At 44.6% G+C, this 22507-nt stretch carries 20 protein-coding genes; 8 read left to right on the top strand and 12 right to left on the bottom strand.

The window, feature by feature from the left end; all coding sequences use genetic code 11:
* Nucleotides 1-74: 74 nt before the first annotated feature.
* Together AB6E51_RS02260 and AB6E51_RS02255 are read right to left on the bottom strand one after the other, a co-directional pair.
* Entirely contained in the window at nt 75-1412 is a 1338-nt protein-coding gene (locus AB6E51_RS02260; RefSeq protein WP_102393066.1) for an MATE family efflux transporter, read from the bottom strand.
* A 209-nt stretch (nt 1413-1621) separates the two neighbouring features.
* Entirely contained in the window at nt 1622-2491 is an 870-nt protein-coding gene (locus AB6E51_RS02255; RefSeq protein WP_017061552.1) for a GyrI-like domain-containing protein, read from the bottom strand.
* 115 nt (nt 2492-2606) lie between these two features.
* Between AB6E51_RS02255 and AB6E51_RS02250 the strand changes: the two genes are divergently transcribed.
* The 4 genes from AB6E51_RS02250 to AB6E51_RS02235 all read left to right on the top strand — a co-directional run bounded on the left by AB6E51_RS02250 (nt 2607) and on the right by AB6E51_RS02235 (nt 6139).
* Nucleotides 2607-3755, top strand: coding sequence for a PLP-dependent aminotransferase family protein (locus AB6E51_RS02250; protein ID WP_372057729.1), 1149 nt, complete (start codon nt 2607-2609; stop codon nt 3753-3755).
* A 314-nt stretch (nt 3756-4069) separates the two neighbouring features.
* Nucleotides 4070-5059 (top strand): rhodanese-related sulfurtransferase, encoded by a 990-nt coding sequence (locus AB6E51_RS02245; protein WP_017067892.1) that lies wholly within the window; start codon nt 4070-4072, stop codon nt 5057-5059.
* Between the two features lie 201 nt (nt 5060-5260).
* Complete coding sequence (locus AB6E51_RS02240; RefSeq protein ID WP_009846137.1) at nt 5261-5518, top strand: YdcH family protein; 258 nt, start codon at nt 5261-5263, stop codon at nt 5516-5518.
* Nucleotides 5519-5614: 96 nt separating this feature from the next.
* A complete protein-coding gene (locus tag AB6E51_RS02235; RefSeq protein ID WP_372057728.1) occupies nt 5615-6139 on the top strand; it encodes a GNAT family N-acetyltransferase in 525 nt (174 codons plus the stop codon).
* Here AB6E51_RS02235 and manA read toward each other — a convergent pair.
* The 6 genes from manA to AB6E51_RS02205 all read right to left on the bottom strand — a co-directional run bounded on the left by manA (nt 6136) and on the right by AB6E51_RS02205 (nt 13373).
* Entirely contained in the window at nt 6136-7341 is a 1206-nt protein-coding gene (gene manA / locus AB6E51_RS02230) for a mannose-6-phosphate isomerase, class I (protein WP_372057727.1), read from the bottom strand. The genes AB6E51_RS02235 and manA overlap by 4 nt on opposite strands.
* A gap of 291 nt (nt 7342-7632) precedes the next feature.
* On the bottom strand, nt 7633-8973 hold the full coding sequence (locus AB6E51_RS02225; RefSeq protein ID WP_372057726.1) for an MFS transporter: 1341 nt from the start codon (nt 8971-8973) through the stop codon (nt 7633-7635).
* A gap of 8 nt (nt 8974-8981) precedes the next feature.
* On the bottom strand, nt 8982-10478 hold the full coding sequence (gene uhpB / locus AB6E51_RS02220; RefSeq protein WP_017065060.1) for a signal transduction histidine-protein kinase/phosphatase UhpB: 1497 nt from the start codon (nt 10476-10478) through the stop codon (nt 8982-8984).
* Entirely contained in the window at nt 10478-11086 is a 609-nt protein-coding gene (gene uhpA / locus AB6E51_RS02215) for a transcriptional regulator UhpA (RefSeq protein ID WP_017061545.1), read from the bottom strand. The genes uhpB and uhpA overlap by 1 nt, the downstream gene beginning before the upstream one ends.
* Before the next feature lie 147 nt (nt 11087-11233).
* Complete coding sequence (gene uhpT / locus AB6E51_RS02210; RefSeq protein WP_017061544.1) at nt 11234-12628, bottom strand: hexose-6-phosphate:phosphate antiporter; 1395 nt, start codon at nt 12626-12628, stop codon at nt 11234-11236.
* 406 nt (nt 12629-13034) lie between these two features.
* Nucleotides 13035-13373: a DUF1840 domain-containing protein gene (locus tag AB6E51_RS02205; RefSeq protein WP_017061543.1), complete on the bottom strand. Its 339-nt coding sequence runs from the start codon at nt 13371-13373 to the stop codon at nt 13035-13037.
* A gap of 315 nt (nt 13374-13688) precedes the next feature.
* Here AB6E51_RS02205 and AB6E51_RS02200 point away from each other — a divergent pair, with 315 nt between their 5' ends.
* On the top strand, nt 13689-14879 hold the full coding sequence (locus tag AB6E51_RS02200) for a GGDEF domain-containing protein (protein ID WP_102428138.1): 1191 nt from the start codon (nt 13689-13691) through the stop codon (nt 14877-14879).
* Between the two features lie 25 nt (nt 14880-14904).
* On the opposite strand, the gene AB6E51_RS02195 is transcribed toward AB6E51_RS02200, so the two are convergent.
* Complete coding sequence (locus tag AB6E51_RS02195) at nt 14905-15189, bottom strand: hypothetical protein (protein ID WP_017061541.1); 285 nt, start codon at nt 15187-15189, stop codon at nt 14905-14907.
* Nucleotides 15190-15346: 157 nt separating this feature from the next.
* Between AB6E51_RS02195 and AB6E51_RS02190 the strand changes: the two genes are divergently transcribed.
* Complete coding sequence (locus AB6E51_RS02190) at nt 15347-16219, top strand: pirin family protein (RefSeq protein ID WP_372057725.1); 873 nt, start codon at nt 15347-15349, stop codon at nt 16217-16219.
* Nucleotides 16220-16434: 215 nt separating this feature from the next.
* Here AB6E51_RS02190 and AB6E51_RS02185 read toward each other — a convergent pair whose 3' ends face one another.
* Entirely contained in the window at nt 16435-16716 is a 282-nt protein-coding gene (locus AB6E51_RS02185; protein ID WP_017057600.1) for a pyrimidine/purine nucleoside phosphorylase, read from the bottom strand.
* A gap of 307 nt (nt 16717-17023) precedes the next feature.
* Here AB6E51_RS02185 and AB6E51_RS02180 point away from each other — a divergent pair, with 307 nt between their 5' ends.
* A complete protein-coding gene (locus tag AB6E51_RS02180; protein ID WP_372057724.1) occupies nt 17024-17488 on the top strand; it encodes a DUF2850 domain-containing protein in 465 nt (154 codons plus the stop codon).
* 398 nt (nt 17489-17886) lie between these two features.
* The gene (locus AB6E51_RS02175; RefSeq protein WP_371725541.1) at nt 17887-20421 is read left to right on the top strand and encodes a glycosyl hydrolase family 18 protein; all 2535 of its coding nucleotides are present in this window, start codon (nt 17887-17889) and stop codon (nt 20419-20421) included.
* 334 nt (nt 20422-20755) lie between these two features.
* On the opposite strand, the gene AB6E51_RS02170 is transcribed toward AB6E51_RS02175, so the two are convergent.
* Both AB6E51_RS02170 and AB6E51_RS02165 read right to left on the bottom strand, forming a co-directional pair.
* Nucleotides 20756-21604, bottom strand: coding sequence for an alpha/beta hydrolase (locus AB6E51_RS02170; protein WP_017065066.1), 849 nt, complete (start codon nt 21602-21604; stop codon nt 20756-20758).
* A gap of 192 nt (nt 21605-21796) precedes the next feature.
* Nucleotides 21797-22390 carry a TetR/AcrR family transcriptional regulator gene (locus AB6E51_RS02165; protein ID WP_372057723.1) on the bottom strand — a complete coding sequence of 198 codons (594 nt, stop codon included), beginning with the start codon at nt 22388-22390 and terminating at the stop codon, nt 21797-21799.
* Between the last annotated feature and the right edge of the window lie 117 nt (nt 22391-22507).

The following is a 22507-nucleotide window of genomic DNA, read 5'->3' as shown; positions in this document are numbered from 1 at the left end:
AAATTTATCGTATAAAAATAGTAAAGCGCTTTCATAAAATATTAATAATGTATTAAAGATGGCAATTAGACAGCTTAGTTAATGGCACCCTGTACTGCATCTTTGACTGGGTAACACTTCTGCTTAACTTGTGCGATGAACGGATACAGGAACGCAATACGCCCAAGATAGAACAGAGTAAACGCAAGCCACAAACCATGATTGCCCCAAATATCGATGGTGAATGCCTGTACCGCTAAGAATACCAACAAAGTCACGATGCTTGAGTCTCTAACCGGACGCGTGGTTCCCGTTCCAGTAAAGATGCCGTAAACCGTTAAGCCAAAGCCAGCCACTAGCGGGAACACAATTAACCACGGAGCCATCTCTTGGTACAGCGTGACCAGCGCTGGAATATCGGTAAACAAGAAAACAATCATATCTTTAAAAATCAAAGTTAAAAGCGTCAGCGCGGCAATGAAACCTGCCGTCCATTGGAAGTTAAGCCTTAAAACACGATCAAGCATTGAAGGGTTCTTCTGTCCTACCGCCTTACCTGCAAACACACTCGATGCGTTGGCAATACCATCAAACATATAGCTGACAATGAAGGTCACCTGCATCAAGATCGCGTTAGCCGCTAGAACATCGGTACCCAGTTTAGAGCCAGTACGCGCCATCATGTTGAAGAACACCAAGATACAAATGGTGCGAAGCAATAGATCGGTATTCGAAGAGATGATTGTCGATAGGTCTTTCTTGGTCATCTTCGAGCCTTGCAAGAACTCAGAGATCGAAATATTGCTGGTCTTCATCACCAAGGTCACACCAATCGCAAAGGTGGTAACTTGTGCAATCAAACTTGCGTAAGCCACACCTGCGACACCCAAATCGAAATAAAGTACAAACACCGCATCCAAGACAATGTTCAACACATTACCAAACACTTGTGTATAAAGAACGTCTTTGGCTTTCGCCTGTCCCATTAACCAACCAATAATGGTGTAGTTAAGCAACACGAAAGGCGCGCCATAAATCAAAATACTGAAGTAGATATGCGCGTGCTCGGCTACATTGGCTTCAGGCTCTATCACCCACATTGCGCCTTGCCAGATGAGTGGTTGTATCAAGATAAAGATCAAACCCACTAAACCAGACAGCACAAACGGACGCATCAAGCTACCCGCCAAATCAGTGCGGTTTCCCTTACCCAGTGCCATCGCACTTTGGCCCGTGGTACTGACACGGAAAAAACCAAACAACCAATACATGGTGTTCATAATGATGGTGCCGATCGCTACGCCACCAATCAATTCAGCAATACCAAGTTGGCCAATAACAGCGGTATCCACAGCACCTAACAGAGGTTGTGTCACCGTTGAGATGATGAAAGGGAAAGCGATTTTCAGATAATCTTTGTGGGTAATGGTCATATTCTATCGAGTGATATTAAGAACTATTTGCAATTAGAACGAAATGCTATCGTTTAATCCGTACGTTGTCATCATTTACTTAGAGTAGATTATCAACAAAGCATCTTTATCTTAGGCCAACTGCATAAAATCGTTAGCTGCTATTGGTTGTGCTAATTTGTCTCAACAAAAGATCAAAGTCTGGTTCAACAAAACAGCACAACCATCGATTAGTAAAAGCTCACGGGAAGGTAGAAATCGAGTTCGAACACTTCATCGGTGTTGAGAAAATGATTCTGATGATAATGCACATACGCGGGAGTCGAGCGCTGTTTGAAACCAGATGTGGGTAGCCACTTTTCTAACACCATACTGATCTGTGGTAGCAGTTCTCCATAGCGGCCATTTAGTCGAAACACAGCGTGTAAGCCGCCCGGAATCACCATCTGATTCACAACACTGCGATACTTAATCGGCTCATCAATCGCGATACACGCGACATAACGACACTGATCCATTTCAACCCAAGCAGGGTTTGAGTGATGCAAACCAAATTGGCTCGAAAAATCACGCTGTTCGGAATTCGCCCACGCTTTCAATATCAACCACGCATTGCGAATAGAGCGGTTATAACCCGTATGTCGAACATAGGCCGCCATGCGTTCAGGCACTTCAACGATCTTGGGTTCGGGCAATACTCGCTGCGCCACATTCAAATAGCCCGCCGCCACTTCGGGATCTTTCAAATAGGGTTTTTCTGCTACTTGTAAATCGTGTTTACGCCACTCGCCCGGAGACATATTAAAGGTCGCTTTAAATGCTCGACTAAACGAAGACACCGAGCTAAAGCCACATTTATGGGCGATCTCGACCACTGACGAGCTGGTATCAAACATCAATTGGTTGGCTGCATACTCCATTCGAGTGCGTCGGATATATTGATGCAACGACTCCCCGACCACGCTTTTAAAGGTGCGATGAAAGTGCTGTTCTGAATAGGCCGCTATCTCAGATAACTCTTTGGCAGACAAAGGCTGACTGATGTCTTGGTGAATATGGAACAGGACATCATTGATTCGCGATATGTGTTGACGTGACATCGTTTAAATAGCATAAATGGACATGTTTAAGAGCATAAACGGACACGCTTGTTTTTACAATTGCCGTGTAATATCAAGCGATAGAATAAAAACGATAAACGACGAGACACAACACATGGAAATCGCACAGTCATTACAACAGATTCAATCTTCATACATTCGAGAGATCCTCGCAGCCGCAAGTGATCCAAATGTCATCTCATTGGCCGGTGGTTTACCGGACGAGAAAACATTCCCTATCGATTTAATGAAGCCAACGCTAGAAAACCTAGCGAACATGCCTGAAGTTTTCCAATACGGTTCTACTGCCGGTTACGGCCCGTTGCTTGACCACCTAACACAAAGCTACCAATTGCCAGAATCACACACGGCAATGATTTGTACTGGCTCTCAGCAAGGTTTGGATTTGATTGCGCGTGCGTATGTCGATCCAGGTGATGTGGTTGTGATGGAAGCGCCAAGCTACTTAGGTGCGATGCAGGTGTTTGGCCTAGTTCAAGCAAACATTGCGACCGTGTCTCAAACCGAATTTGGGCCGAATCTAGATGAATTGGAAACATGCTTTGCACAGCAAGCGCCAAAAATGTTCTACGCGGTGCCTGATTTTCACAACCCAACCGGTGTGTGCTGGGCAACAGAAACTCGTCAAAAAGTGGCTGAGCTGTGTATCAAGTACAACGTAGCCTTCATTGAAGATGCGCCATACCGTGAGCTGCGTTTCACAGGTACGGAACTGCCATTGGTTTCTTCGTTCTGCCCTGACAACTCTATCGTTCTTCGTTCATTCTCTAAGATTGCATCGCCAGGCTTACGCATTGGCGCGGTAACAGGTAAACGCAGCTACCTTGAGCCACTGATCAAAGTCAAACAAGGCGCGGATTTACACTCAAGTGTACCTATGCAAGCACTGCTTGTTGGTCTTCTAAAACATGAAGACTTCAACGTACACATGGAAAACATTCGCACACTGTACAAGTCTCGTTATGAAGTGTTGTTCTCAGAGCTAAAAAAACAACTGCCTGCAGATTGCGTGTTAAAAGCCGTAGATGGCGGGATGTTCATTTGGGTAGAAATCCCAGAGTGCGATACCTTCGAATTAGCTAAGACTTTGCTATCGAATGGTGTGGCGGTTGTACCAAGCCCAGTATTTTATCCAAAGGCCGATGAAGCAAAAGCCGCACTGCGCTTAAACTTCACTAACGCCAACCCAGAAGAATTAACAGAAGCGGTGAAACGCTTAGCGGAAGTACTTAACCAAGCGTAATCGCTGATTAAGTCAGACAGATTCAATACCAAGGCCCTGATGTATTTTTACAGCAGGGCCTTTTTGGTTTGGGAATACGTGTTGTAATTCGAACCAGATAAAACGGTTTCATTGCATTTCTTAGTCCAAAAGCCACACTAATAACAATGCTAAATAGCCCTACTTTTGGTTGGTTTTTGTCCTTCCTTGGCTTGGTTATACTGCGGCGGATTTTAATAAGCCAATATGGGCAAACCTGAGTAAATCAAACTCAGTATGTATCATAAAAGGCAACCGCTCTGGATTTACGTTCCAGCTCGCAGAAAGGAAAAACCATGTCTCAATATGTTGTATGTGCTCTGTATAAATTCGTAGCACTTGATGATTACCAAGAAATTCGCCAGCCACTCACTGACGTGTTAGAAGCCAACCAAATCCGCGGTACTTTGCTACTTGCGAGTGAAGGCATCAACGGCACCGTTGCAGGTAAGCGCGAATCTATCGACGCTCTTCTTCAATGGTTCAAACAAGATTCTCGTTTGGCTGATGTTGTTTACAAAGAGTCGTTCAACGAAGAACAACCATTCAACCGCACCAAGGTTAAGCTTAAGAAAGAGATCGTAACCATGGGCATTGAGGGTATCGACCCACGCCACGTTGTCGGCACTTACGTGAAACCAAACGAATGGAACGCTCTGATTTCTGATCCTGATGTAATTCTGGTTGATACTCGCAACGACTACGAAGTCGATATCGGTACATTCAAAAATGCTGTAAACCCAAACACAGAAACCTTCCGTGAATTCCCTCAATACGTTGAAGACAACCTTGATCCTAAGAAGCACAAGAAAGTTGCGATGTTCTGTACTGGCGGTATTCGTTGCGAAAAATCAACAGCCTACATGAAAGAACAAGGCTTTGATGAGGTTTATCACCTTGAAGGCGGCATTCTTAAGTACCTAGAAGAGGTACCTGAAGAAGAGAGTATGTGGGAAGGCGACTGCTACGTATTTGATGGTCGAGTTGCAGTAAACCACCAGCTAGAAAAGAGCGGTTACGATGTGTGTAACGCGTGTCGCCTGCCAATCACTGACGAAGACAAAGCCTCTAAACACTTCGAGAAAGGCGTAAGCTGCCCTAAGTGTATTGATAAGCACAGCGACGAGCAGAAAGCCCGTTTCCGTGAACGTGAAAAGCAAGTTCAACTGTCGAATGCTCGTGGCGAAACCCACGTAGGCGGCGAAGCTGCTCACCTTATCGAGCAACGCAAAAAAGAGAAGCTTGCACACAAAGAGCAGCAACGCTCTGGTAAGAAAGCAAAGTAAACTTTCTGCTTTAAACTCTTATAGTTCTAAACATATAACTATAAATAGTTAGCTATATACATACAAAAGGGCGCAAGTTCGAGGATAATCCTACGAGTTTACGCCCTTTTTTGATCGCTTTACGGCTTTGTGTTTTGAACCACATTTCTTTCGAAAAATTACTTCTATACTGTTAATAATTCGACTAGAGAGGAAGTGCCAATGCTCAATGAAAACCATGCCTTTATCTTAGATTTCCCAGATCTTAAATTAGACATTGTTCAGCTCAACCACGACGACGAAAAATTCAAAGCAGACATGCAGAAATACCACCAACTCGACTACGACATCCGTCAGCTAGAAATCTCTGGCAGCCCTATCGATGACGACAGCATGCACAACCTCAAAGTAGAACGCATGGAGCTCAAAGACTCGCTACACAAACAGCTCACGCGCCATCACGCGCTTAAGATCGTATAGAAAAATCAATCCAAGACTTTATTCTTAGCCATGCATCACGCATGGCTTTTTGGTTTCATCACTTCGCAAATCTAAGCTAATTCGGCTTCTTCAATTATGTTACTGTTTGCTTATTCAAAGGCGTTTGATAAGGAAGCGGTAAAAGTGGCAATGAAAGAAGAGAACATACAACTCCAACTCTCTTCAAATTCTGAATTCGATGAACTGTTTGCGTGTGTTAAACAAGGTATTTTCATACACGTAGATAGCGTTTTCGGCTGGGATGACGACTTTCAACGTCAACGACTTTTAAACGAATACCATCCATCTTGGTTTCATTGGGTATATCGCGAAAATAAAAGAGTGGGGCTCGCCTGCTTTAAACCTTATGACAACGCATACCATATTCATTTGCTGATCATTTTCCCCCAGTACCAAGGTCGTTCGCTTGGCAAGCAAGTCATGACTCTCATACATAAAAAAGCTATGGCAGAGCAACTTAGTCAAGTCACTCTATCGAGTTTTAAAAGTAATGCTCGTGCTATTAACTTTTATCAATCGCTTGGCTATCACGTTGTTGATGAAGGAGATGATGATTTTGTGGGGATGGAGCTCAATCTATACCACAAACACCATCTCTAATTAAACGCTCTGGCAACACGGCCATTACTGCTCAGTACATAATGACCAATATAAGCTGGGATAAATACCGATTGCCCTTTGGTGAGTGTCAGGTGTTCACCTTTCTGACTCATTAACGTTAAATCATCATCTATCGCCATTAAAATTTCAGCACCGCTTGTGATCACTTCTTCTTGCTGAGGGCGATGAAAGATATTGAAATCAAAATCACTGACAGGAATATCATAACTATCACATTGACCCAGTTTTAAGGGCGCTAACAACAAGCGTTCAAACGGGATTGGTGTAAACTCTGTGCAGGCAACCAACTCAGCGACATCAATGTGTTTTGGCGTTAAGCCAGCTCGCAGCACATTGTCTGAATTGGCCATGATCTCGAGCCCAGTTCCCTTAATGTAAGCATGCGGAGTATTCGCATTCAAATACATCGCTTCACCCGGGTTCAATGTGATCAAGTTAAGAAGCAGAACACAAAATAGACCAATATCGTTTGGATACTGATGACTAAGCTCAATAACCAAAGCAAACTCAGATTGACCTTGGTGAGCGGCTGCGTAAGCCAGAAGTTGCTCTAATGCTCGGTGTTTACGTTGGTCGTCCAGAGTTAATAAATCACGGAAAAACGCCTCTAAACCTAGAGAATCAAGGTGGTTGCCAAACTCTTCAACTAAACCAGCCAGCTCGCTCGAATTCAACTTTCTGAACAACCCTAATATTTCATCGAATTCTCGAAAGCCATTCATTGCTTGATATTCAGTGATCGCGTAAACCAATTCAGGTTTGTGGTTAGAGTCTTTGTAATTACGATGTCCTGCAGTCAGAGGGATTCCTGCTTGCTCCTCTCTTGCAAAGCCAACCTCTGCTTGGCGCTTGTTTGGGTGAACCTGAACAGACAACGCTTTTTCTGCTGCCAAGATCTTAAACAAGAACGGCAGCTCACCAAACTCCTGCGCAATATCGCTTGATAGATAGGCCGGTTTATTCTTGTTAATCAGCTCAGAGAGAGGCACCAAGTGCTGGTCAAGCTTAACCATTGAGCAACCTTTTGGATGCGCTCCCATCCAAACTTCCGCTTGCGGCTCTTGTGACTCATTCTGAAAGCCAAACAGTTCACGTATCGAAGAAATGCTCCCCCATGCATAATTTTGGATGGTGTTTTCCATTGGGAAAAATGAGTGTTCTGAGAGGTGGCTGAGTGACATGGCGTTTTCCGTAGTGAGCCCTTTGAACACAATTCAGAGAGCTGATTTCTAATAACGTAAATAATTAGAAAGACTACAGAGCTCGGCTAGAACCCACATGAGATGAGGTCTTAGACGCAATAGGAAAAATTCTTAGAAACAGGTGAGACCGATGAAAAGCGTGAAAATAGTCACATTTGAATATCACGTATAGAAAGCGCCGAAAATAAGATAGCGGCTTGTATCGCACTGGTTACAGCAGCGATACAAGCATCTGAATACAAACACTAGTGACTATCTTGTTATCGTTCCTTAAAAGCTAGAGCGAGCTTCTGCACTTTTCTGAGGTGATTGAGCTTGTAAGAAAGGCAGTAACAGCAAGCCAATAACGGCCGCACAAGTCGAGATGGTAATGAAGAACCCACTCCAGCCGTAAGCTTCTAGAACGAGCGCTAATGGGTAACCAGAAAGTGCTGCTCCCATGTAAGCAAACAAGCCAACAAAACCTGTCGCCGCCCCGGCAGAGTCTTTATGTGAACATTCCGCCGCCGCCATGCCAATAAGCATTTGAGGGCCAAAAACAAAAAAGCCAACGCAGAATAGCCCAGCCGCTTGAAACACAAAGTTGGTTAAAGGCATAAGCCATAAAGCCGAAACCGAAAGGAAGATGCCAATCGCAAACAAGATGTTCATTGGACCGCGGTTGCCACCAAACAACCTATCCGATCCCCACCCAGCAACAAGTGAACCAACAAAACCTCCTATCTCGAACAGAGACAAGGCAGCGTTGGCGTTGATCAAACTGTAATCGTGTTCTTCGGTGAGGTATAAATTGCCCCAGTCGTTAACTGCCGTTCTTACGATGTAAACCAACACATAACTAAAGGCGAGCAACCAAATGTACTTATTGCTGAACACATAGGTTTTCAGGATCTCTCGATAGCTTAACCCTTGCCCATGGCTCTCTTGCGCTAATTCCAGGTGATCACTGCGCCACTTCCCTACCGTCGGAAGTCCCATGGTGGTGGGCTTGTCACGTAAGCGCCAGCAGACAATAAGACCGATAAAAACACCAATCACACCCGGCCAGATAAACCCAGCTCGCCAACTGAACTGCAGCGTTAGATAACCCACAAGAATAGGGATAAGCGCTCCACCAACGTTGTGCGCTGTATTCCAGATTGCCCAGCGAAAGCCTCTTTCGGAGCGAGAATACCAAGTCGTCAATAACTTGGAACACGATGGCCAGCCCCAACCTTGGAACCATGCATTCAGTACCCATAGCGAGATAAAAGCCGCTAACGAACTCGAAAAGCCAAACGCGATGTTTATCAGACCAGTCGCGATTAGGCCAAGCCCCATGAAGTAACGAGGGTTCGACCGATCCGATATCGTGCCTGAGATAAATTTCGATAAGCCATAAGAAAGATAAAAGAGCGTGCCAATTAAGCCGATATCGCCTTTGTCCAAACCTAGATCGGTGATCATTGCAGGCGCGGCGTAATTAAAGGTTTTACGAGTGAAGTAAAAACCCGCATAGCCGACATACATTCCTATCATGATGTGAAGGCGCCAATAGCGATAACTCTGATTGACCTCATCATCAGTTAGAGCATCACTCTCTGACGTTGTTGAGCGCAGAAATCCAAACATATTCGTTCTCACACTTTAGGTAATGTAACGCTGATATTGGTACCCGAAGATGAGCCATTAGCGTTGATTGTCATCTTGCCGCCGAGCGCCTGAACACGCTCTTGCATACCGCGAACACCCATTCCTTTGAGAAGATCTTGCGCTGTAAAACCAATGCCATTATCTGATATCTGAAGATAAGCCTGGTCACCTAAAAGCAGTTCAATTCTGATTTCGCTCGCGTTGGCGTATTTAGAGGCATTGTTTAGAGATTCTTGGCACAGCCTGAAGATAGTGACCTTAAGCGTGTCACTCAAACACGAGTAATCACCTTGCCAATTTAACTGAATATCAACGCCGTGATCCGAAAACTCCATCTCTCGAATAAGCTGTTCCACGGAATCTTTTAGGTCCAGATCGTCCAGCATCTTAGGTCTTAATTTTGTAAGTAGACGTTTGGTGGTGTCATAAACATTCAAAGATAATGATTCAATGGTACCCGCACAGCGAACGCTCATCTCAGCCGCGTCGACACGTTTAATAATGCTTGCCTGAGTACGAATTGCCGTGATGTTTTGGCCGATTTCATCATGCAGTTCACGCGCAATATCACGACGAACCGACTCTTCAGCGGTAACTAACTGACGTGAAAGGTTTTGATTTCTGGAGAGTTCACTTCGCAATTTGGAGTTGAGATCTTTCTGCTTTTGAACCGCTAAACCAAGCAGTATACCTGTGATGGTTTGAGCAGATAGAGACAAGAGTAAGTCGGTAATTTCGAGTTTGGATGTTCCGCTGTGGGCTGCAATCAACGCGACACTATTTAACATTGTTGCAAGCAGAGCACCTTGCCATCCATAACGAACGGCGAGCAAGATAATAGGGATCGCCATACAGAACGGGGCAAAGCGCCTTAGCTCATCAGGCAAACTGGTTTGTATCAAAATACTGGCGACCAACAACACGCTATATAAAGCAATATGACGGATTTTGAACTCAACGACATTATTGATTAAGTAAGAGCTCAATGGTGCCCACTTGTTTTGGAATAGATAGTTCCAGACCAGATAACACATCGGCACCAGCATCAGTCCGCCAGTAATACTCACCAACCACACCATGTAAACAGCAGAAACATGAGAACCCACCACGGCAACGTTAATAAATGCTGTGACCATGATTAAGCTCGCCATCACTAACAAGTGACGATTCTGGTCACCAGAATAATAACGCTTGGCAATTAGCGTGGCAGGAATACTCAATCCACTGGCGATGAGTATCGTCAGCCATTGGGGTTCATCAAGCAGCAGAGCTAAAGCGATCGCAAGTCCCCACTCTGCAATATAGATGGCAGGCCAATAGTGGGTACGAGTGTGCAGCGTCATTCCCAGTCGAAGTGAAAACGGGAAAAGCAGAATGGCTAACTCAGGGTCATTAATGAAATAGAAGGCAATAACCCATAAACAGAACCATGCACAGCCAGCCATAAAAACCCCACACAGGGAGGTGGCTAGGTAAGAACGCATTAGTACTGGTCTTGTGTAAACAGTTTCGCTAACTCGACATTATTCTTAACATTGAGTTTGTCCATCGCATTGGCACGGTGTACATGCACCGTTTTATGGCTAACCCCTAGCTCTACGGCAATAGATTTTACATCGAGCCCTGTCGCCAATAACTGACACACTTCGCTTTCTCTGCGGGTGAGCTGATTTAAAGAGGCTTTATTCTTCATGGGCGTCGCAAGCTTTATGGCGATATCGGGCGTGAGATAACAGCCACCATTTGCGCTCGTGTGTACGGCTTGGATTAACTCATCAGGGCTACAGCGCTTGCTGAGATAACCTTTGGCTCCTAACTCTAATGACTTCTCAACCATCGCCGGAGAGTCATGTACGCTCAGCATGATACTGGCAATGCCTGATGGAATCTCTTCCAATAAGCTCAGGCCACTTTCGTCTTGCATTGAGATATCTAAGATCACGACATCAGGGTGACAACTTGGCAATCCTAGGCGCGCTTCTGCCGCAGAGTTGAATTCCCCCACGACCGTAATATCAGCTTCAAGACTGAGTAATTGAGCAAAGCCAGATCGAACAATGACGTGGTCATCAACAAGCGCAACATTAATCATGATATTAACCAAAATTAAGAGTAAGAAAGAAAAATAGCCCCAACAGGAGCTATCTAAAATTAAGTTTATTAATAGAGATGATACTGAATCGAACTAACGATTGGTATGATCTCACGTGCTTTAAACCAATAAAGCACGTGAGACTCGCTACGCGTTTTGAGACGCTAAGTGTATTTTCTTAGCGTGGCGAATCTTCTTCTCTTCCGCAACCGCAACGAATAGCAGTAACACGATACAAATGGCAGCTGACGTATCAAGCGCTGCGAACGTGCCTTTCCAACCCGTTAAGCCAAAAATAGGTGTGCCGTCTGCAATCATACCTAGGCCAAGTTTGGCAAAGCTGTCACCAATTAAGTAAGCAAATGTACCTTTCACGCCATCCGCAACGCTGATTGCTTTCTTAGGCACGAAACCTACTGCAGCAACACCAATCAGCAACTGAGGACCAAATACTAGGAAACCAAGCACAAACAGTGATGCTAGGTACATGAACTCACTGGTTGCATGCTGGTAGAACTCTAGCGAAACGATAATCAGGCCAAGCGATACACAAGCAACCAAAGCACGGCGTCCGTTCGCAAGGTCTGACAGATAACCCCACATTAACGTACCGACCAGTGCACCAACCTCAAACAGAGTGAAGCCTGAAATCGCGGTTTCTTTTGATAGACCTAGCTCTTGATACGCATAAACGGTAGACCATTGATCGATACCGATACGAACAATGTATAAGAAGATATTCGCGAAGCAGAGCAACCAGATCACTTTGTTTTTCAGGATGTATTCAACAAAGATCTCTTTCTTAGTCATTTGATTTTCTTCAGCAGCCGTATCTTCTTCGCTGACTTCTTCATCAAACAACTCTTCAACCGTACCTAGACCATAGGCTTCTGGAGAGTCATTACCAAAGCGCATACCAATAAAGCCAACCACAATCGCAATGATTGATGGGAACACGAACATACCGATCACGTTGCCATCAAAAAGGTAGTTAGCACCGAACAGAGCAACACCAGCGGCACCTGCGCCACCCACGTTGTGCGACATATTCCAAAGGCCTAAATAAGAACCACGCTTGTTACGAGGCGTCCATTTAGTGATGGTCGAGTAGCTTGAAGGACCGCCGGTACTTTGGAAGAAACCACTCAACGCATAGAAGGCAACCATCAAGAATAAGCTAGCACTGCCACCGCCCATACTGAAGCTGAAGCCCAACATAGCGATACCAGAAAGGACAAGCATGAATGGCAGGAACTGCTTGGTGTTTTTACCATCGGCATAATAGGAAACGACGGTTTTACCGATACCGTAAGTGATAGAGAAACCCAGACCGATAAGACCTAGATCCGTCATCGATAATCCATAAGTAGAAATCATGTCGTTTTGCGCGACATTGAAGTTCTTACGGATCAAATACATGGTTAGATAACCAATGAACACGACGAGGTAAGATTGTAGGAATGGTTTAAACCACATTTTTCTTCTAGTTTCGACCGGAAGATCCAGCGTCGGTTTTCGAACCTGATCTAGGAACTTTAACATTGTGAACTCTCTTATTTTTTGTGAGGTCTGCACGGCATAATTGCGGCCATACATTGTTTGTTAGTTGACCGTGAAATAATAAGGAGTCTAAAAATCGACCGCATGAGAGAGGGTCTTAGAATAACTAGGAAAAATTCTTAGTTCAGAATTGGGAGTCAAGAAAGCGTGAACAGCATCACTTTGTTTACGGTCTGTTATGGATTGATATTACGATAACAAAAGTCACTCATTTCAGGGCTGACGAACCTTGTAAATAAACAGAAACGAGTGGATTACTTCACTAAAAAAACACCAGTATCGGTTCATCACCATAAAACTCCATGGTCATGGTGTGTCCGATACTGGTTCAGCATTCATTCTGATTAAAATAGATTCAATAGGCTTGTTACGTTTCGCGTGAATCGTACTACAGTCGCTTGCCGCTACCGTCTTCCCACATTACTTCACATTCATCTTTGATGGCAGCTTTTAATAATTCAACCAGTGGGAACGCTCGACTACCGATATTAACAGGCGCTTCAACCACCTCTTCTTCATTGTCGTCATCAGTATTTTCATGCTCTACGGACTTGCTCTGCTCTGCTGCAATAGCAGCACGTAGATTATCCAGAGCTTGAGGAACCTCTGAAGCATCCATAGCACCTGGGATGGAGCCGCTATGCCCAAGCATCTTGATGAACTGGAGGCCGACTTCACCAAACATCGTGACACTAGCATGAGCTTTACAACTAAAGGTAATTAACATAATGAGCCTTTCTTAATTTTGGTCGTTTACAAACTATGTGGAGTAACTCTCTGGAAAGCAAGTAGATAAACATCAAACAACGGTTACAAGTTTGATGCTTAAATCTAATCTTCTAGAGATGACCAGCACCATCGGTGATATACATCACTATTTGGAATTGATTGAACAGCCTTTCATATGAAACCTTGATAGTAGTCACACTAAATAGACATCTAAGCCTCTGCATAGCTTGTTATTTAATCTACTATTAACACCATTATCAAAAACTTTGGCACAGATCACATGAAAAGGCTCGTCGGCAGGCACCTAGAAGAAATGGCGGACATACGATCCACCCGCAAGCAAAAAATTGTTCACTCCTTTTCACTGACTGCCGCTGCGTTATTCATTTTCTACACTTGGGCTTACTTCCAAGGCCAACATTACACGCTGTCGGTTTTCGAACTGTGTTTTGCACTTATCGCTATCTCCAATGCATTTTACGTAAGAAAAGTCATTAACCCTGAGTATTCAGAATTGATCCTGAGCGGTGTTTTACTGGTTCAAGGGGTCATCCTATTTTTGTACAGTCACGCCATTCCTGACCGAATTCTTTGGCTCTACCCTATTCTGGCGGCGGTGATTTTTATCAATGACTTCAGAATTGGAATCATCTTCAGCACCTCATTTTGTTTGTTTATCAGCACCTTAATTACGGCAATGCCCAATAACTTTTCTCTGCCATTTAACAGCACACATCGGTTTATTCTTAGCCTGTTTACCATGAGCTTGGTGTGTCACACGTCCGCTTATTACTACACAAAAGCCGTCAGTTATATTCAACGCCTGTATAAAGAAGGCATTGAAGATCTCGCTTACAGAGATCAGTTAACCGGCTTGGCAAACCGTTGGAGCTTTGAACGCTGGGCGACAGAAAAACTAGCTACCGTGGATAGTGAGCGATCACTTACGGCATTGGTCTTTTTGGATATAGATGACTTTAAAGGCATTAACGACAGCTACGGGCACGATGTGGGAGACAGTGTCTTACAGCATTTTGCCAATCGCTTGAGCAACAACATTCGAACCAGAGACAGAAAAAGCCATGAATACGATTATTCCATCGCGCGCTTTGCTGGAGACGAGTTTGTTCTGATGCTCTACGATGTGCCAACTCGTAAAGATCTAGACGGCATTCTAGATAGGATCTGCGGGCTGTTCGAAAGCGGCTGCCAAACAAACGAGAGAATCAAGGAATTGACGTTAAGTGTTGGGGTTGCTTTGTATCCGCAAGATGCCCAAGAATTACATGAGCTGACGAGATGTGCTGATAAAGCGATGTATGTTGCCAAGCATTCAGGAAAAAACCGATATGCTTATTATCACGACAACCCAGTATCGACCCTGATAGAAGAACTACCAACGAGCCTTGTTAGCTCAGCACCGGATTCATCTGAACTTGAAGATTGCTTTGAAGCGAAGATCGAAGGGAACAATGTTACGCTATTAAAAACGCGCCAACGCTAGCCATTCCTATAACGGAGCGGCGCTGCTAACCTGCAAGGTACATAAGCCAAAGACTCACTAACCCGATCATAATAATCCATATGACTTGACGTGTTCGGTTTGGGTTATTCCCTTTAGGTCGCCTCACCACGGTTTTAAAAGCGGCTTGCTTAGCTGACTGAATAAACGGCGCTTCTATCTCACGTTTTTTCACGCGGCGTTTAACTGCGCTGTTTGCAACCTCTGTAAAGCGCTGGCTTTGCTCCGTTGTAAAGTCGTTATCAAAACCTATCCGACCATGCCTTTCGCCATGTTTTTGCTGAACTGCCATAGCGGCCTCCTTGGCGATATACTATCTATTGAGTATAGACATAATTTCATATTGTTACCTGTTCAAGATTTTCGAATAAGTCACTCAACGCTGTGCCATCTTCTTTTTAAATCAAATTACATAAACTACAGCTATTCAAGTTTATGAGGGTTTCAAAATGACGAATGTAAGAGCAGTAGATCATGTGATTACAGCACATGCCACCTCAGATGGTGATGGCGTCAAAATCCAACGACTCGCAGGTTTTAATAACGCACGTTTCTCTCCATTTTTAATGATTGATGAACTGAAGTCGGATGAAAGCAAAGACTATGTTGGCGGCTTTCCTCCACATCCTCACCGTGGGATAGAAACGCTCACTTACATGCTCCAAGGTCACTTCCAACACAAAGACCATATGGGGAATGTTGGAGAGCTACGCAGCGGTGGCGCTCAATGGATGGCCGCAGGCCGTGGTGTCATTCACAGCGAAATGCCAATGATGGAAGAAGGTGCGCTGCATGGTTTTCAGATTTGGATAAACCAACCTGCGACACACAAAATGCAGCCAGCTCAGTATCACGATTTCCAAAGTGAAAGCATCGCGGAGCATCAAAGTGAACAAAGTGGTTTGTTAAGAGTGATTGCCGGAGGGTTTGAACTGCACAACCAAACTGACAAGGATTCAGAGGCTTTACGAGCGCAGGGTCCATTACAGAAAACAGGTGTGCCATTAAGCGTTGCGGATTGGCGCTCTCATTCTGGGCAAAAAGTCACGTTAGGGACTAATGTTAATCACAATGCCATGACTTATGTGTACCGAGGCAGTATTAAGATCGGCGACAAAGTCATCAACCAAAGTCAACTTGCCCTGCTCACCAAAGCTGAATTGTTGTCTTTAGAAAGCCTAGAAGATTCAGGTGTACTGATTTTTTCTGGTGAACCGATTAATGAACCTGTTGTGCACTATGGTCCGTTTGTCATGAACTCGATGGAAGAGATTGAACAAACAATTCAAGACTACAACAACGGTGTGTTTGAGACTTACTGATGTCTTGGCTTTGAGTTGAGCTTTGAAGATTGAAGATTGAAGATTGAAGATACTTTGCAACGAACAACGATTTGGTCATCCATTTGATGACTACAAAAACAAGTGACACTATCCACTGCCGGTTACTATCACTTATTTAACCACGCTCCTAGAGCGTGGTTTTTTTCTATTAAATCAGAGACAAACGATGCCTGATTGAACAAATTTAGACCTGATTACAAGTACTCACATAGGTAAGCAGTCGCTTCTTTTACCTGTAGGTCGAATGAAGAGTCACCCGCAACGTCAAAAGACTCACCAGATTGGTATGTCGTCCAGTCATCATCACCAACACGCTTTACAATCAAAGCACCTTTAACAACGGTCATCTTTTCTGGAGCAGCAGTACCGAACGTGTACTCACCAGCCGCCATTACACCAACACTCACATCAGCACCAGACTGGTTAAACGCTAACGACTTAACGCCACCTTCAAAGTATGTGTTTTCTTTAATCATTGTACTTCCTTGTTATCTTCAAATTGCAATTATTGAGCTCACCGAGTAAGCCTATGCGTAAATTTAGGTGATAATTGTTTTAACCAATTCGAGACTTTCCTACAAGAAATAAATACGCATAGCTTAAGCATTTCTGGAGTTCGCTTTCATTGATAGCGTAAATACTGAGGAGCAAGGCTAAAAACCACTAACGCAACCACATTTATTAGAACATTCGATCCTGCTTCTAACTCTTAGAACAATTTTTGCAAACTAAGGTTTTAATTAATAGAATCTAAAACAATATCAGTCGAAAAATGAAGAGATAATGGCAAAAAAGCCGACTAAAAGCAGAGATCTATTTGCCAACTCGTTACTCTACGGCTTCCTATTAGCTGGCTGTATGGTTGCCCTCACCGCCGGCTATTTTGCTTACCAAGCCCACCAGCAATCTGTCAGCCCAAGCAACGTCTATGGCACATGGATAGAGATTGCGGCGCCACCTTACAACACCGACATCCTGACACTTTCAGAAAACGGTGTGATGATGAATCATCGTCTTATCACTACCTCATTCGATTTTGACGGGAAGATCGTCACGATCAACACTGGCTCTGGAACCACCGTTTACACCATCAGTGGTACTTACGATTCGCCTCGCTTAAAGCGATTAGAGCCAAGCGTACCATCTCAGCAATTTATTAAAGAAGGCTACGAAGATACTGCGACTGGTGATACCCATAGTGTCATGCAACAACGACGCGCTTCCTTAGCTGAGCAATTCAAAAGATAACCCTCTTATCCATACTGCCATAAGCATTCGTCTTCAAGTTTACCCGTCGATCGACCCCGCTCGCTCAACATACTTCACTTTGTGATTCAGCTTCAATCCACAGTATTTTCTTATAGTTTGTCGCACCTTTTCATAACTTCATGTCGTGAATTTTCACTTGTGAGATTTTCCTACTGAAGGATGTTTTATTTTATAAAACATGGACTCAGCCTCTCATTCATTAAGCAACAGAATTGTAACAAGATACAATTTTTTAGTTGTCCATCGAAAACGGATTTATTTTCAGTTATGAAATTAAAACTCCCTCGAATACTGACTGGGAAGCTCCTTCAAAACTGATTGGAGCCGTTTATGGGGCCATTGGGTTCTCGTAATCTTCAAGGAATGAGAGAAATAGTATGATTCGTATAAATACCTGTGCTGCAAGCATTGCTCTAGCGCTATCTGGTACAGCATTAGCTGCTCCAACAGCACCTAGCATCGACATGTACGGTTCCAACAACCTGCAATTTTCTAAAATTGAACTCGCGATGGAAACCACCTCTGGCTACAACCAGATGGTGAAATATCACGACCAAGCGAAGGTCGACGTTAAGTTCAACCAATGGAGCGGAACGTCAGGAAACACGTACAACATCTACTTTGATGGCGTTAAAGTGGCCACCGGCCCAATCACTGGCAGCCAAACCACAGCTTCATTCGAATATGGCCAAGGCGGCTTATTTGAGATGGAAATCGAAGCGTGTGATGAAACAGGTTGTAGCAAGAGCGCACCTGCTCAAATCACGATCGCTGATACCGATGGCTCACACTTAGCGCCACTTGCGATGAATGTGGATCCGAACAACAAGTCATACAACACAGATCCAAATACGGTAGTCGGTACTTACTTTGTAGAGTGGGGTATTTACGGCCGTGATTACACCGTTGATAACCTACCCGCTGACAACTTAACCCATATCCTTTATGGCTTCATCCCAATTTGTGGTCCGAACGAATCAGTTAAATCAGTAGGCGGTAACAGCTACAACGCACTCATGACAGCTTGTCAGGGTGTTAACGATTACGAAGTGGTGATTCATGACCCTTGGGCGGCTTTCCAGAAAAGCTTCCCTCAAGCGGGACACGAATACAGCTCACCGATCAAGGGTAACTACGCAATGATGATGGCGCTCAAACAGCGTAATCCTGATTTGAAGATCATCCCATCGATTGGTGGCTGGACGCTGTCTGACCCGTTCTTTGATTTCACAACTAAAGCCAACCGTGACACCTTTGTAGCGTCTATTAAGAAATTCCTTAACACATGGAAATTCTACGACGGTGTGGATATCGATTGGGAATTCCCTGGTGGTGGCGGTGCTGCTCCAGACCTTGGTGATCCTGTAAATGACGGCCCAGCTTACATTGCACTGATGGCAGAACTTCGCGTGATGCTAGATGAGCTAGAAGCGGAAAACGGTCGTACTTACGAGCTCACTTCTGCGATCGGTGTTGGTCACGATAAGATTGAAGACGTGAACTACGGCGATGCTATCCAATACATGGATTACATCTTCGCAATGACTTACGACTTCTACGGCGGTTGGAACAACGTGTTAGGTCACCAAACAGCACTAAACTGCGGTAACTTCATGCGTCCTGGTCAATGTGATGGCACAGGCCTTGATGAAAATGGCGAACAGTACACAGGCCCAGCTTACACCACAGACAACGGCATCCAATTGCTACTTGAACAAGGCGTTCCAGCGAACAAACTTGTGGTTGGTACAGCGATGTACGGTCGTGGCTGGGAAGGCGTATTACCATCATCACTCACCGATCCTAGCGACCCTATGACAGGGGTGGGTAACGGCAAACTGAAAGGTAGCTCTGCGCAAGGCGTATGGGAAGATGGCGTTATCGATTACAAAGGCATTAAGGCGAACATGCTTGGTACGAACAACCAAGGGATCAATGGCTTCGAATACGGCTACGACGTAATGGCAGAAGCGCCTTACGTTTGGAACCGTACTTCAGGCCAGCTCATCACATTTGATGATGACCGCTCAGTAAAAGCAAAAGGCGCGTACGTTCGTAGCCTTGGCCTTGCGGGTCTATTCTCTTGGGAAATTGATGCAGACAACGGCGACATCCTCAACGCAATGCATGAAGGCCTTGCTGGCGGTACAACAGATCCTGTAAACCGTAAACCAACGGCAGCTGCAGGCGCAGACCAATCAGTTGAAGGCCCAGCCTCTGTTTCTCTAGATGGCAGCGCTTCAAAAGACAGCGACGGTACAATCGCGAGCTACGCTTGGTCTCAAGTCGGCGGTACAGCAGTAACACTGGCGAACGCTAATGCTGCGGTTGCGAGCTTCGATGTTGTTGAAGTCGCTCAGCAAGAAACACTAACCTTCAGCCTAACGGTAACGGACAACGAAGGTGCTACTTCTACTGACACCGTTGTTGTAACAGTAAGCCCTAAAGATACAGGCCCAGTAAACACAGCACCAGTAGCAGTGGTTACGGCTCCGGCTGAAGTTAATGCGGGTGATGTAGTCGTGGTTGATGCTTCGGCTTCAAGCGATGCAGACCAAGACACATTGACCTTCACATGGGATGTACCTGCTGGTATTGATGCAACGGTTCAAGGTTCTTCAGTGAGCTTTGTCGCGGCGGAATACACGCAAGATACGACGCTGAACTTCTCTGTAACGGTCAGCGATGGCACTGATACATCGGTAGCGGCTACTTCAGTGAACGTTCTTAAGAAAACCACAGGCGGCGGTACTTGTACTAACGCTTGGGATTCAAGTGCGGTCTACACTGGCGGCGACCAAGTAACTCAAGGCGGTAAGGTTTGGGAAGCAAAATGGTGGACAACAGGTGAAGATCCAACAACGACAGGCCAATGGGGCGTGTGGAAAGAGATCGGTCCTGCAAGCTGCTAACTAAAAATAGTGCTTAGTTAAATACTGACTAAGCATCAACTAAATCCCTAAAACAAAGGCCAACCAGATACTGTCTGGTTGGCCTTTTTATTTATGTTTTCTGAGCTTTGAGCTTACGATCTTTTTACTGGCGTTCTACTGACTTGCGCTCGTTATACCAATCACAGTAAGCAAGTGTTCAAAAATAGCGCAGGAAAAAAGCTTGAGAACAAGGCTGCTCTTTTCAATAAATAGTTTCGATAAGTAGTTATTCTACAATCAAAAAATCTAACGACGTTATCGAGATTTTTAACAAGCTAGGGTGAACAGTTATTTACTACGATTGGTATTAGACTTAGCCAATTAAGTTATCAAAGCTCTCGAACACTTGTGGGCACTTCATTACTCGCCCGTGGCCCTGTCCTTGAGTCGCAATTAAAGTAACGCGACCCATTTCATTAGCCGCACGCTGAGACACATCAAACTTAGTAAACTTGTCTTGCTCATCATGAACGATGATCGTCTGAGACTCACGAAGCGCTAGCTTTCCATAGGGATCAACAGACTGAATCGGGTAGTTAAACTGCTCTTCGACTTCTCCAACTACCGCCTCGAACAGTTTCATTGAGTAGCCAGAACGCGCAACGCTGCCAAATAGGTTTTCTAGATAATCCAGTACAGGTGCAATCAGCAATAATGGCTTGTTTTCCAATTTAACGTGCTTACATTCCAACGCAGAAGCCGTGCCCATACTGTGACCGACCAAACCTGCTACCTCACCCACCGAATCGAGAATCGCTTCAAGGCCGTTCACAAACGCAGGAATATGACCATGTACACCATCACTGCCACCATGAGCAGGGTGATCATAAGCCAGAGCCGTAAAACCTTTAGCGGCGATATGTTCCATCAGAGGGAAAAACTGACTCGCGGTGCCAGACCAACCATGAGTCAGCACCCAAACAGGCCCCGTACCCAAAGAATAGGTTTTTAAAACGCCATCACGACCTTTGATTTCACTCTTGATAAGCCCTTGGGGATCAGCATTTTTCTGCTCAGTACGCATTGGAGTGAGCAGCAACTTACGTGCGGTTTTCTTCGCATGACTCGGCGCTAGGATGTAATGAAGATTGGTTGTTGCGCCAATTAAGCTGCGCTTGAAGCTGAATTTGTTCGATGTATTAAAGTAGATTTTGTCACTCATGACCGGTCCTTGTATCGCCATCATCATTGGCGGATCGAGCTCGGCCCTGAAAATCGAACGACCGTGCTATTTGTTAGTATAAAAAATGACGATAGCGCTGTTTATGATTGCTTGCCGCCACTTCTGTTAAAATCTTTTGCAAACCTTAGTTAAGCAAAGTCACATGATTTGCGAGTTAACCTGCTGTATGTATTAAACCGCTCTCCAACTGGCTACCAAGCGCTCGACACCACTCCAAAAATGGGTGTGGCTCGCTTGTTGGCCTCGTAACGAGTAGAACAAGTTCGCACTCAAATAAAGACCGTATAACTCGAAGGTTGCCTGTTTCGGGTCTAAATCGGCTCTGAACTGTTTGCTCTCAACCGCTTTTGCTACCTGAATCGTCAAGTAATCAATCCACACTGAAATGGTTTTCTGCAGTGCTTTCTGAATCACAGACCTTTCACTGACCGCATCTTTCCATGCATCAATAAACATGCAACTGCCTTGGAATGAATGGTTCCAGCCCAACCAATTGTCGAGCAGCTGTTTCAATTTCGCTTCAATATCACCATCTCCCAGCTCTCTTGCGGGAATGATGACTCTTTCGGTGAATATGGCGTTGGAATACTCGAGTACAGAGAGTTGCAGGTTTTCTTTAGAGTTGAAGTGTGCAAACAAGCCACTCTTAGACATGCCACACTGCTTGGCTAACTCGCCAATCGTCAAACTCTCAAGCCCATTCTCACTTGCAAGCGCGAATGCATGGCTCAAAATATACTCTTTGGTTATCTTTCCCTTACTCATTATTCACCAATAATAAATCTGATACATTATTTTTAGCACGTTCGTTCTTTTTTTCAAGATTTTTTACTTAACCCTAGGTATTCATTTTGTCTTATCAAAGAACTGTGGAAAAATGCG

The sequence above is a fragment of the Vibrio sp. 10N.247.311.47 genome (assembly GCF_041467535.1).
GTDB classification, from domain to species: domain Bacteria; phylum Pseudomonadota; class Gammaproteobacteria; order Enterobacterales; family Vibrionaceae; genus Vibrio; species Vibrio crassostreae_C.
The sequence above is the reverse complement of the archived record's forward strand: the minus strand, read 5'-3'. Positions and strand labels throughout refer to the sequence as shown.